This window comes from Bacillus pseudomycoides DSM 12442 (assembly GCF_000161455.1).
Classification (GTDB): Bacteria; Bacillota; Bacilli; order Bacillales; family Bacillaceae_G; genus Bacillus_A; species Bacillus_A pseudomycoides.
In genome coordinates, this window is the sequence record NZ_CM000745.1 from 1,703,760 (window position 1) to 1,716,899 (window position 13,140).

General features: G+C 35.4%; 9 protein-coding genes. 8 read left to right on the forward strand and 1 reads right to left on the reverse strand.

The genetic code is table 11. The features are described from left to right. Positions 1–43 precede the first annotated feature (43 nt). Positions 44–1,276, reverse strand: coding sequence for an ATP-grasp domain-containing protein (locus BPMYX0001_RS08450; RefSeq protein WP_006094526.1), 1,233 nt, complete (start codon positions 1,274–1,276; stop codon positions 44–46). Between the two features lie 197 nt (positions 1,277–1,473). Between BPMYX0001_RS08450 and BPMYX0001_RS08455 the strand changes: the two genes are divergently transcribed. From BPMYX0001_RS08455 to BPMYX0001_RS08495, 8 genes are all read left to right on the forward strand, one after another. Continuing rightward, positions 1,474–2,514: a YheC/YheD family endospore coat-associated protein gene (locus BPMYX0001_RS08455; RefSeq protein WP_006094527.1), complete on the forward strand. Its 1,041-nt coding sequence runs from the start codon at positions 1,474–1,476 to the stop codon at positions 2,512–2,514. 639 nt (positions 2,515–3,153) lie between these two features. Further along, a complete protein-coding gene (gene topB, locus BPMYX0001_RS08460; protein WP_006094529.1) occupies positions 3,154–5,298 on the forward strand; it encodes a DNA topoisomerase III in 2,145 nt (714 codons plus the stop codon). Between the two features lie 968 nt (positions 5,299–6,266). Further along, the gene (gene fdhF / locus BPMYX0001_RS08470) at positions 6,267–9,206 is read left to right on the forward strand and encodes a formate dehydrogenase subunit alpha (protein ID WP_033798822.1); all 2,940 of its coding nucleotides are present in this window, start codon (positions 6,267–6,269) and stop codon (positions 9,204–9,206) included. Positions 9,207–9,221: 15 nt separating this feature from the next. Beyond that, the gene (locus tag BPMYX0001_RS08475; RefSeq protein WP_006094531.1) at positions 9,222–9,704 is read left to right on the forward strand and encodes a helical membrane plugin domain-containing protein; all 483 of its coding nucleotides are present in this window, start codon (positions 9,222–9,224) and stop codon (positions 9,702–9,704) included. Positions 9,705–9,883: 179 nt separating this feature from the next. Further along, positions 9,884–10,228 (forward strand): Na-translocating system protein MpsC family protein, encoded by a 345-nt coding sequence (locus BPMYX0001_RS08480; protein WP_000041501.1) that lies wholly within the window; start codon positions 9,884–9,886, stop codon positions 10,226–10,228. 16 nt (positions 10,229–10,244) lie between these two features. Continuing rightward, entirely contained in the window at positions 10,245–11,042 is a 798-nt protein-coding gene (fdhD, locus tag BPMYX0001_RS08485) for a formate dehydrogenase accessory sulfurtransferase FdhD (protein ID WP_018765399.1), read from the forward strand. A gap of 44 nt (positions 11,043–11,086) precedes the next feature. After that, positions 11,087–12,103, forward strand: coding sequence for a GTP 3',8-cyclase MoaA (moaA, locus tag BPMYX0001_RS08490; protein WP_018781389.1), 1,017 nt, complete (start codon positions 11,087–11,089; stop codon positions 12,101–12,103). Between the two features lie 215 nt (positions 12,104–12,318). Then, positions 12,319–13,113 (forward strand): formate channel, encoded by a 795-nt coding sequence (locus BPMYX0001_RS08495; protein WP_029427105.1) that lies wholly within the window; start codon positions 12,319–12,321, stop codon positions 13,111–13,113. Positions 13,114–13,140: the final 27 nt, after the last annotated feature.

Sequence of the window (13,140 nt, forward strand, 5' to 3'; positions counted from 1 at the left end):
TNTNTNTNTNTNTTTTTTGAGTATCGTTTGAATGCAGTATAATTTATGCTGTTGTATTCATTGGTTCAATGTCAAAAGAAATTTCTTTAGCTGCTTCTAAAGCTATTCTTTTAGCTTCTTGTTTAGAAAATGATGCTGCTAAAACGTAGCCGCACCGATCCCCCATTGATTTAGGAGGTTTTAGGATACTTCCCTTTTTAGGTTTTATATATACTTCTTCTACACCAGGATATTTAGAGCTACGCTTTTTTCCTGTAGCTCGAATTAATTTCCCTCTATAAGCGACTGTTAAGTAGTGCGTATATACATATTTATAATGTTTTTTATTCAGTGAAGGTTTATTTCCTAACATTAACTGAATCGTTTCCTGTACTAAGTTGATTCCATGTCCAACTTCAATCATACGATTCATAGCTCCGCCTGATATCCTTGGGTTTATCTCAATTAACTTCCAAATACCATTTACTCTGCGGAGCTCCAGATGACAAGCACCATTTTTTATATCAAAAGCATGTACAACAGAATGAATAGCGTTAAGAAGACTATAATGTAGTTTAGTGTCTAATTGTCCTAACAAAGAATAACCAGTGACGATAAAACGTTCAAAAAATGTAATTTCTTGTTCAATCACTGCAATAATATGAACCTTTTTATTGTGAACTAAAACTTCAACTAAGTACTGAGGTCCATCTACATATTCTTCAAGTAGAATTTCTTCATTAGGTCGTTTTTTTAAAAGGGTTTGCATAGATGAAATTAATTGATCTCTATCCTTTGCCAACAATACATCTTTTGATCCTGCTGATTCAGGGGATTTAACGACAAGAGGAAATTTCATCTCTACAGTTTTAAGAAAAGATGATAAGGATTCTGTTGGTTTGTAAATTAAATAATTGAGTGAAATCGGTAAATTCTTAAGCACGTTACGGGTCAATATTTTATTTTCCATATGATAAATTGCGTCAGTAGATACCATACTTTTACAGAACTTCTCAGACAAACATGCAGCGACATAAACAAAATAATCAATAAAACTAAAAATTCCTTTTATATTTTTCCCTGTTTTTTTTAGATTGTGGATTACTGTAATTAAATTATCATAATCATTTATATCGGTAAATATCATCTGATGTACATCCGGAAATTCACTTCGTTCTTCAAGAAATCTTTTTTGGTCTGTTAACAAAACCGTAAAGAAATTAAGTTTCTCTGCTGCTTTAATTGCTTCCCTACTCGATCCAGATTTATTTGTTTCAATAAAAACAATAGTATTCATAATCTTACCCCACCCTATCTTTACTTGTTTTTATAAAATAAGCTCTGTTATCTATATAAATAGAATATAAAAATGGGACAAAGGTTGTTCTTAATCTTTTGAAAATTGGTTAAATGTGGAAAGAATATGAATATATATAAGTTGAATTTGATCTGTATGTTGAAAAAGAACTTTAGAAAGAGGGGAAGGGAACCAATATGACTATAATTGGTATGCTTCATCATCGAGAAGATCCAAGAAACGTAAGGAGAGCATATGCTTGTGCCGCTGTAGCAAAAGCTGAAGGTGTCAACTTCTTTTACTTTACCCCAGGGAAAGTAAAAATAGAAAATCAAACGATTTTAGGAAAAATCTATGAAAACGGCGAGTGGATTGAAAAAGAATTTTCTTTTCCCGATGTCATTTATAATGCAAGTGCTCCTGTTAGTGATAAAACTGAGAAAATCTTTGATTATCTATACGATAGGATTCCATTCACAAGTCATTCGATTGGAGATAAATTAAGTGTATATAACAGAATTAAAAAAGCAAAAGAGTTTGAACAATATCTTATTCCTTTTTATGAATTAACTGATGCTAGCAAGTTTTTTGACATGATTAAGCGCTATAAAAAAGTTATTATCAAACCGATGTCTGGGCATCAAGGTGGGGGCATCGTTTTTATTGAAAAATATGGGGTAGAGCATTACAAAATGAATGAGGCAGGGCAAATCTCATCTATTAATGAAAAACAATTGTTAGACTTTATATCTCATAAAATACAAGAACAAGATTACCTAGTTCAACAATTTATTTCATGTCAAATGAAAACTGGTCATGTTTATGATTTCAGGCTGCATGTTCAAAGAAACGGAGAAGGAAAATGGGTCATTACTTCAATTTTTCCAAGGATAGGTCCATTGGGAAGCATTGTATCAAATATGGGTAGTGGTGGTTATAGCACGTATCTAGAAATTTTTTTAAAAACAGAGTTTGATGACAACTGGTACAATATTCAAAGGTATTTGGAGCGGTTTGCAGTAAGCTTTGTTAACCATTTTGATTCTTTATATGACAGTGTATCATTTGATGAATTAGGAATTGATGTTGGAATTGATGCGGACCAAAAATTGTGGCTGTTTGAAGTGAATTGGAGACCAGGTGCACCTAGTATATTTAATCTTGAATTAGATGTAGTTAGAAACACGATTCACTATGCTAGATATTTAGCCAATAAATACAAACAAAATAGAGGATAAAAACAAGGGAAACGGTAGGGTGATGCTTTTAAAAAAATCAATATTAGTGAAGAGATGATTGAGAATGTACTACATGGCAATCTATACAATGGGATTGCAACATATCCCAATCGTTTATTTGCTACTAGCTTTTTTGATAATATGGTATTGAACAGTATTGGAGTCCCTATTCAAAACAATGATCAACGATATACACTATTTTTTTGTTTTTAAGGAAAAATATATATAAATAGGGGGCATGCAAAAACAAATTTTAGTGTAGAGTTGAAATAAAGTTAATATGCTTAAAATAAAGCTCCGGTGTTTGTAAAAAAGTTGCATGGTTTCATCCCTTTAGGTTCGAATATCTAAAGGGATGTTCTTATATCTAAGGGAAAAGGAACGGGTTCTCCGCAAAAGATGGTTTATTTGCATGGTTTTTCTTTGGATCTCCCGCATCCTATATGAATTCCATATCTTTATTAAATCTATTGTTTATATAGTCTCCTATTGTGAAGGTGTAAAGGTTAAGCGTATAATATTATAGGTCTAAAAAATATAGGATAAATTGTGAATGATAAAAATGATAGATATTTTTCATCACTTATAAAACAGAGATAAAATGAAAGTAGCATTGGAATTTAGATAGGGAGTTATAAAATGAAATTAATCATAGCCGAGAAACCAGATCAAGGTTTGGCCCTTGTTTCTCAATTTAAATATCGCCGAAAAGACGGCTATTTAGAAGTAGAAGCAAATGAGTTATTTCCAAATGGAGCTTATTGTACATGGGCAATTGGTCATTTGACGCAGTTATGTAATCCGGAACATTATCACGCTGAGTGGAAAAAGTGGTCACTCGATACATTACCAATGATTCCGGAACGTTTTCAATTTGAAGTTACAAAATCAAAGTATAAGCAATTTAATGTTGTGAAACAGCTGTTACATAATCCGCAAGTGACGGGAATTATTCATGCAGGCGATGCGGGGCGTGAAGGGGAATTAATTGTACGAAATATTATCAATCTTTGTAACGTGCAAAAACCGATGAAACGTCTATGGATCTCCTCCTTAACGAAGCAAGCGATTTACCAAGGATTTAAAAATTTACTTGATGAAGCAGATACAATCAATACGTACTATGAAGCATACACACGATCATGTGCCGACTGGGTGGTTGGGATGAATGCATCGCGTGTCTTTAGTATTTTGCTAAAGAAAAAAGGAATGAATGATGTGTTTTCGGCTGGTCGTGTACAGACGCCGACATTAGCTTTAATTGTGAAACGTGAAAAAGAAATAGAAAACTTTAAATCAGAGCCGTTTTGGGAAGTGTTTGCAACTTTTAATATAGAAGGAAAGAAATATGAAGGGAAATGGGAGAAAGATAATGAGTCCCGTTTAAAAGACCCTGATATGGCAAATAAAATTGCAGCATTTTGCCAAAATAAACCGGCTGAAGTAAAAGAAATGAAAACGGAGCGGAAGGAGTTTCAACCACCGTTTTTATTTAACTTATCATCACTGCAAGCAACAGCGAATAAAGCATTTAAGTTTTCACCAAAAAAGACTCTTGATATTACACAAGCATTGTATCAAAAAGGTATTGTGTCTTACCCACGTTCGGATTCTAACTATGTAACACAAGGAGAAGCAGCAACGTTCCCTGACATCTTACAAAAATTAAGCCAGTTTGAGGAATATAAAGACTTATTACCAGCGCCGATTGAGTCCATTATGAATAATAAGCGATATGTGAATGAGAAAAAGGTTACAGATCACTATGCAATTATTCCAACAGAACAAGCGACAAATCCAAATAAACTATCTGGCGATGAAAAGAAAATTTACGATATGATTGTAAGGCGTCTCATTGCGGCTCATTATGAAGTTGCGATCTTTGACTATACAACAATTACAACACTTGTTGATAGCCGTGCTGAATTTATTTCAAAAGGGAAACAGCAAATTCAAGAAGGATGGCGCAAAGTTATTTTCCAAGATGATAAAGAAGATGAAACCATTCTTCCAATCGTAGTAGAAGGCGAACAAGGGAAAGTTGTAACGGTGAAAGTGAAAGAAGGAAAAACACAGCCACCAAAGCGTTATACAGAAGGGCAGCTTATTACGCTAATGAAGACAGCTGGGAAATATTTAGAAAATGAAGAGCTAGAGAAAGTATTAAAAAAGACAGAAGGGTTAGGGACAGAGGCAACCCGTGCAGGCATCATTACAATGCTGAAAGATCGTAAGTATATTGATGTGAAGAAAAATCAAGTGTATGCAACAGATAAAGGAAAAGTATTAATTACCGCAATTGGTGATAAAATTTTAGCTTCTCCAGAAATGACTGCGAAGTGGGAGCAGCGTCTTGCTGAAATTGGGGAAGGCATAGCTTCTCCAGCAACCTTTATGGAACAAACGAAAAAGCTATCAGCGAAAATTATTGAAGATGCGATTGAAATGTCTGAGAAGTGGGACTTTACTGGATTACATGTTGAATCGATTGAACGTAAAGAATCGAAGTTTACAACAGGTAAAAAAGTAGGGAAATGTAAAAAATGTGATGGTGATATAATCGATAAATCAACTTTTTATGGGTGCTCGAACTATAATACAACACAATGTGATTTCACGATTTCAAAAAAAATATTAGGGAAAACAATATCACAAAAGAATATGACTAAGTTATTAAAAGGTGAACAAACAGATTTAATTAAAGGTTTTAAGAAGAATGATAAAACTTTTGATGCGAAATTAGAGTGGAAAGAGAATAAAATCAATTTTGTGTTTGAGAAGTGAGAGTTGTCAGCTAATAAAAAGTTCTTTACTAGGTAAAAAGGTTCTGTAGCAAGATGGAGTGCTTTTTTTCGTATATCTTGCGTCAAGACAATATAAGCCATTCAGAATAAGAATAACTATACAAAGGTTTTATTTGGGGAATTAATGTTCACGAATTAAAAAGGTATTTAACAAATAATAAAGCCATTTAAAAAATAATAAAATAGCATTGCACGTTGATTCTAATATAAAACAACGTGTGATATGAAGTATAACTTTGCATAAAATACAGATGTATGCTTTCTTTTTGTTGTACAAAGATATGTTTCATCAAAGTTTGCTAATTCAAATTATGATTATAAAAAAGCTGGAGGATTTTTTATAAGAAATCCTTTAGCTTAATAAATAACCGTGTATTTAAAATTAAGTTACATTTATTTTTTTATGTGAGCTAATACTTATTATTAAGTGAACTTTTATTGCGAGAATAACAAAAATAAATAATTAGTCCTACAGCTATCAAAGAACTGAGTTTGACTCATCTGTAATATCTTGTTCCTCTGGTACTTTGGGAAAGCAAACAAAGCACGGTGAAGGCTGGATACAGGAACACTTATCCCTATGTTGAAACGGATGGAGACTGCAAAGTTAATTCACCGAAAGCTCAGTAGCATGCGTTGAATTATGCTTGTCAATGCATGGCTTCGTGATTAAACGAATATATCCAAACAAGTCAGAGCATTGAGTGCCGTGACTTTTTTATCATTATTATATTGTGTATTTTTGGATTAAACGCTATAATTATAGTGTTAAAGATGGAATCGTGATATGACCTGTTATGAATCTATCATTTTACTTATGAATAAATGGATTGGTATTTTAGCAAGATGTGCTAATAAACTACTCCACCATGATGATAGCGTACCTATTAATTCGGTGCGTATATTTTCGTGGTGGAGTTTTTTTATTCTCAAAAAGGGGGAAAGACCATGAATGACAGCATGGTTCATATTACAATTGACGGCAAAGAATATAGTGCTAAGCCCGGTTCAACTATATTAGGCATCATTAATGAGAACGGGATTGAACATCCACAAATCTGTTATGTGCCTGAAGTGGATCCTATTCAAACATGTGATACTTGTATTGTAGAAGTTGATGGGAAACTTGTGCGATCCTGCTCGGCAGTAGCAACGGACGGTATGAATATTGAGTTGTCCTCTATTAGTGCAAAGGCAGCACAAACGGAGGCGATGGATCGCTTATTAGAAAATCATTTACTTTATTGTACGGTCTGTGACAACAATAACGGGAACTGCAAATTGCATAATACGGCAGAATTAATGGAAATTGAGCATCAAAAATATCCTTACGAGCCAAAAGTAGATACAAGTGAGGTTGATATGTCTCATCCATTTTATCGCTATGATCCTAATCAGTGTATTGCGTGCGGTCAATGTGTAGAGGTGTGTCAAAACTTACAAGTAAATGAAACGTTATCTATTGATTGGGAAGCGGAACGTCCTCGTGTTATTTGGGATGATGGAGTGGATATTAACGATTCTTCATGTGTTAGCTGCGGTCAATGTGTAACTATTTGCCCTTGTAATGCTTTGATGGAAAAATCGATGCTTGGTGAAGCTGGATTTATGACTGGGCTGAAGCCGGACATACTTGAGCCTATGGTTGATCTTATAAAAGAAGTGGAACCTGGATACAGTGGTATTTTCGCTATATCAGAAGTAGAAGCTGCGATGCGTGAAACTCGTACGAAGAAAACGAAAACAGTATGTACGTTTTGTGGTGTAGGGTGCTCATTCGAAGTGTGGACGAAGGGACGTAAAATTCTTAAAGTCCAACCAACTTCTGAAGCGCCGGTTAATGCAATTTCTACTTGCGTAAAAGGAAAATTTGGTTGGGATTTTGTAAATTCTGAAGAACGACTCACTAAGCCTTTAATTCGTAAAAATGGAACATTTGTTGAATCAACTTGGGAAGAAGCACTTGAATTAGTGGCAAATAAATTAGGATCTATTAAACAAGAGTACGGCAGTGGTTCTGTAGGTTTTATTTCTTCTTCTAAAATTACGAATGAAGACAACTATGTTATTCAAAAATTAGCTCGACAAGTATTCGAAACGAACAACATTGATAACTGCTCTCGTTATTGTCAATCACCAGCAACAGATGGGTTATTCCGTACGATTGGTATGGGCGGAGATGCCGGAACGATTAAAGATATTGCACAATCAGGTCTTGTTATTATCGTTGGTTCAAATCCAACAGAAGGCCACCCAGTTTTAGCTACTCGTGTGAAACGTGCGCATAAACTTCACGGTCAAAAACTAATTGTTGCAGATCTTCGTAAAACCGAAATGGCAGAGCGTTCAGATATCTTTATTAGTCCAAAGCAAGGAACAGATCAAGTATGGTTAATGGCTGTTACGAAATATATGATTGATCAAGGTTGGCATGATCAACAGTTCATCGACGAGAATGTAAACTTCTTTGAAGACTTCAAAGATAGTCTTGCAGAATATACGCTTGAATATGCAGAAGAGATTACAGGCATTTCAAAAGAAACTCTCGTTAGAATGGCAGAAATGATTCGTGACGCAGATGGTACTTGTATTCTTTGGGGAATGGGTGTAACGCAAAATACGGGTGGTTCAGATACTTCCGCTGCGATTTCAAATTTACTTCTTGCAACAGGAAATTATCGTCGCCCAGGTGCTGGTGCATATCCGCTACGAGGTCATAACAACGTACAAGGTGCTTGTGATATGGGAACTCTCCCAGGCTGGCTTCCAGGATATCAGCACGTTACTGACGATGTAGAACGTGCGAAATTTGAAATAGCTTACGGGGTGAAAATTGATAACAAACCAGGTCTTAATAACATTGAAATGCTTCACGCAATTGAAGAAGAGAAAATGAAAGCAATGTATCTAGTTGGGGAGGATATGGCCCTTGTAGACTCTAACGCAAATCATGTACATGAAGTTTTATCAAGTCTTGAATTCTTTGTCGTTCAAGATGTTTTCCTTTCTAAAACTGCTCAATACGCCGATGTAGTGTTACCAGCAGCACCATCTCTTGAAAAAGAAGGTACTTTCACAAATACAGAGCGTCGTGTACAAAGATTATATCAAGTTCTTCCAACGCTAGGTGATGCGAAACCAGATTGGTGGATCGTACAAGCGATTGCAAATAAATTAGGCGCAAATTGGAACTATAGTCATCCAAGTGAAATCTTTGCTGAAATGGCAAGCTTATCGCCACTTTTCGCACAAGCAAACTATGAAGTACTTGAAGGCTGGAATAGTTTCCATTGGGGAAGCTTTGAAGGAACGAATACGCCGCTTCTTTTCCAAGATGGATTTAACTTCCCAGACAAAAAAGCTCGTTTTGCGCTAGCTGATTGGGTACGTCCTGCTGAATTCCCAGCGGAATATGATCTTCACATTAATAATGGTCGTATGCTTGAACATTTCCATGAAGGTAATATGACAAATAAATCAACTGGTATTCAAACGAAAGTGCCTGGTGTATTCGTTGAAGTTTCTCCAGAACTTGCAAAAGAACGTGGAGTTAAAACTGGTTCGTTAGTGCGCCTTGTTTCTCCTTTTGGAGCACTTAAATTACGTGCACTTGTAACGGATCGCGTAAAAGAAAATGAGCTTTATTTACCGATGAACTCAACTGATAAAGAATCGGCGATTAATTTCTTAACTGGTCCGGCGGTCGATCAACGTACGAATACACCTGCATATAAACAAACGAAGGTTCGTATGGAAGTGTTACAAGTAGAAGGTGAAAATCCGATGCCAAAAGCGAATCCACGTAACAAAAAGCGTCATCCTCAAAATGGGATTGAGGTAAATCGTAAGTGGGCTCGTCCAGGATACGTACATTTAACGGATAACTAGGGAGGAGAAAAGAATATGGCAGCACCTATTAAGGCGATCCAGAAGCAGGGGCTAACTGAGGAAGAACAAAAGCAACAAAAGCTAGAAGGTTTAAAAGAACTTCTAGCTAATAATGAAGAAGCTTTAAATCAAATGTTTAATATTGTAGGTGAACTGAATGATATTGGGATGCTGGAAGCTGCAAATTCTATGCTTAAAGCGAAAGAACCAATTGCAAAAATTGTTTTAGGACAAGTCACTCGTGAACCAGTTACAAATTTAATTAATAATATGCTGGGCGCTGCAGGAGCTTTAACAGAGCTTAATCCGGAACTTACTAAAAAGCTTGTAGGTAGTGTATTAACAGGCATGGATGAAGGTAATCAGCATCTGCAAAGTAATAAAAAAGTAGGAATACTGGACCTTATGAAGGTACTTAAGGATCCGGATATTAACCGTGCTATCGGATTCGGTCTTCATTTCTTAAAAGGTATGGGTAAAGGGTTAAAAGACGAATAGGTAAGCAACAATAATATTATTTCATATGTTGTATGCATGTTTGAAATAATGCCAAAAGATGAGCCTTTTCGTTTAATTATTTGAGTGAATAATTTAGACGAAAAGGTCATTTTGTTACAATGTTTATGATGAAGTAGTATTCGGGAAATTAATATTGATTAACTGGGAGGAATGAGAGTATGTCAAAAATGGTGCATGAATTTAATGATATGATACGAAAGCTTAGAAAAGATTTGTTCGGAAAGGGACCAGAACGAATTCATACTGTATTTGCTGAGAATATGGCTATTGCCACACTTTATGGAAATTTGACACCTACTGAGAAATTCATTTCGGGAACTATGGATGGTGCGGAAATGGTTCATATGGCTCGAACGAAAATGATTCAGGAGGTTTATGCTGTCAATTCTCGTGAACATTTGGAGGAACTTGTTGGGGCAAAATTAGTTCATCTGTTTTCGGATATGAAAGTGGAAGAAGATATTGCAGTTTCAGTCTTTGTCTTTGATAAAAATATAACGTGAGAGAAGGATACTGATCGTGAAATCGATACAGGTGGAACGGGGGATTTTCCGTTATGAACAAGGGGAATTTAAACAAATAGAGGACAGCATTGTAACAGAGTTTCCAGTGACGGTTAAAATTAACGGACAGGAATTTGTTACAATGGTTAGTACTCCAGAGTATATTGAAGATATGGTAATAGGCTTTTTAGCCTCTGAAGGTATAATCCGAAAGTATGAAGATATTGATGAAATATGGGTACAGGAGAAAGAAGGATATGTACATGTAAAAACGACAAAAATCAATCCTTATTATCGTGATATCCAAAATAAGCGTTATATTACTTCATGCTGTGGAATGAGTAGGCAAGGATTTGTTTTCGCAAACGATGCGCTGACTGCGAAGAAGATGAATGATATTCGCGTAAAGATCACTACTCAGGATTGTTTTCGATTAATGAATGATATGCAGCAATCTGCGGCTACTTTTCAACATACAGGCGGCGTTCATAATGCAGCTTTATGCGATGTGAATGGGATTATTTTAAGCCGAATGGATATAGGAAGACATAATGCTTTAGATAAAATTTACGGCTATTGTTTAAAAAATAACATTTCTATTGGTGATAAAATTATTGTTTTTAGTGGCCGTATATCTTCAGAGATTCTATTGAAAGTTGCGAAAATTGGCTGTGAAATAATATTGTCAAAATCCGCTCCAACTGAGTTAGCATTGCAGCTAGCAGAAGAATTGGGGATTACTACAATAGGTTTCATTCGGAATCAATCTTTAAATGTATATACTCATCCAGAGCGGGTTGTAAATATTAAATAAAACTTGTACGGAATTATAAAATATGTAGAAGCGAGGCAATAAACATGAAATCCGTCACATTAGACAAATTGCACCGTCCTTTAAAGGATTTACGTATTTCTGTTACCGATCGCTGTAATTTTCGCTGTCGATATTGTATGCCAGAGGAAATATTTGGTCGTGATTATTCTTTTTTGTCTAATGATAAAATTTTATCTTTTGATGAAATTGAAAGGATAGCGCGTATTTTCGTTTCTTTAGGTGTAAGAAAGTTGCGTATTACTGGGGGAGAGCCTTTACTTCGGAAAAACCTTCCTGAATTAATCGAGCGACTTAACAAGATTGATGGAGTAGAGGATATTGGTTTAACTACAAATGGATCACTACTTAAGAAGTTTGCTCCGGATTTATATAAGGCGGGTTTATCGCGTGTGACAGTTAGTTTAGATTCTTTAGACGAAGAGCGTTTCTCTTATTTAAATGGGAATAGAAGTAAAGTAAAAACGGTTCTTGCAGGAATACAGGTTGCAGCGGAAGTCGGGATGAAAATTAAAATGAACATGGTTGTTCAAAAAGGAAAAAATGAACAAGACATCGTTCAGATGGCGCAATACTTTAAAGAGAATAAGCATATTCTTCGGTTTATTGAATATATGGATGTCGGAAATTTTAACGGCTGGGAATTAGGCGAGGTAGTCTCTAAACAAGAAATATTAGAGATGATTCATAAAGTTATGCCGCTTGAACGAATTGAAGCGAACTATCCTGGTGAAGTTGCTACTCGCTATCGTTATATCGGTAGCGATGAGGAAATAGGAATTATTTCATCTGTAACAGATTCTTTTTGTTCATCATGTACAAGAGCTCGTATTTCTGCAGAAGGAAAATTATATACTTGTTTGTTTGCTTCTAAAGGAAACGATCTTAGAGAATTACTTCGCTCTGGATATACCGATGAGGAGATTACTGATGTTATTCGTGACATTTGGAATAATCGTTCAGATCGCTATTCAGATGAACGGCTAAGTAATACAAATAAAAAAGCATTACCGAAAATTGAAATGTCGCATATTGGTGGTTGAGAAATCACTATGAAAGAAGGCTGTTCGTAGCTTCTTTTTGTTAAAGTAAGTAGTGGAAAGTGTGCAAGTTTTGCAGATTTTCTATTGTATAGTAAAAGTGATGATTGATATCTCTGTAAGAGAAATGCAGGGAGATTAAGCAGCATTCAAAAACCCTTATTATGTTAAGGGTTTTTGAAGCTGCTTTTTTAATTGGAAAAATGGAGGAATTGGTTATGTCATTTCATAAACCGGAACAAATCGCTGAGCTTGTGATTGAATCCGGTGTTCAAAAGGTAAGGCAATCGCTATCCGCAATGCTTATTCTTGGATTTTTAGGAGGAGCATTCATTTCGTTAGGATTTTTGCTTAATATTCGCGTTCTAGGCAATGTACCTCAGCAATGGGGAAGTTTAGTAAATTTTATAGGAGGAGCGGTTTTTCCTATAGGTCTTATGCTCGTAGTCTTAGCAGGAGGAGAATTAATTACGGGAAACATGATGTCACTGTCCATGGCACTTTATGCACGAAAAATTTCATTGAAAAATGTGTTGAATAACTGGGTTTGGATAACTTTAACTAACTTTGTCGGTGCACTTTTCGTAGCTTATTGTTTCGGCCACCTTGGCGGGCTAACAGAGGGGGCGTATTTAAATAAAACGATCGCGATAGCTCAAGATAAGTTACATGAATCGTTTGGGAGAACGTTAATTTTAGCAATTGGTTGTAACTGGCTCGTTTGCCTTGCGATTTGGTTAGCTTATGGAACGAACGATTTGATTGGAAAGATTGTTGGAATTTGGATTCCGATTATGGCCTTTGTAGTAATTGGATTTCAGCAAGTAGTAGCAAATATGTTTGTTATTTCAGCAGTTATTTTTGCTGGTCATCTTACGTGGATGGATCTTGCTAAAAACTTTGTTCCTGTCTTTATCGGAAATGTAATTGGTGGAGCTGGATTTGTTGGGTTTGCTTATTTTTCTTGTTATCAGAAACAAAGTGCTACAGAGAAAGATGTATTGAGAAAATGATCGAATATGAAGCATGTTTTTTAATTA

What these genes read in the sequence shown, in the direction of transcription:
- BPMYX0001_RS08450 (WP_006094526.1), bottom strand. Translation starts at nt 1,276, where the DNA reads ATGAATACTATTGTTTTTATTGAAACAAATAAATCTGGATCGAGTAGG.
- BPMYX0001_RS08455 (WP_006094527.1), top strand. Translation starts at nt 1,474, where the DNA reads ATGACTATAATTGGTATGCTTCATCATCGAGAAGATCCAAGAAACGTA.
- topB (WP_006094529.1), top strand. Translation starts at nt 3,154, where the DNA reads ATGAAATTAATCATAGCCGAGAAACCAGATCAAGGTTTGGCCCTTGTT.
- fdhF (WP_033798822.1), top strand. Translation starts at nt 6,267, where the DNA reads ATGAATGACAGCATGGTTCATATTACAATTGACGGCAAAGAATATAGT.
- BPMYX0001_RS08475 (WP_006094531.1), top strand. Translation starts at nt 9,222, where the DNA reads ATGGCAGCACCTATTAAGGCGATCCAGAAGCAGGGGCTAACTGAGGAA.
- BPMYX0001_RS08480 (WP_000041501.1), top strand. Translation starts at nt 9,884, where the DNA reads ATGTCAAAAATGGTGCATGAATTTAATGATATGATACGAAAGCTTAGA.
- moaA (WP_018781389.1), top strand. Translation starts at nt 11,087, where the DNA reads ATGAAATCCGTCACATTAGACAAATTGCACCGTCCTTTAAAGGATTTA.
- BPMYX0001_RS08495 (WP_029427105.1), top strand. Translation starts at nt 12,319, where the DNA reads ATGTCATTTCATAAACCGGAACAAATCGCTGAGCTTGTGATTGAATCC.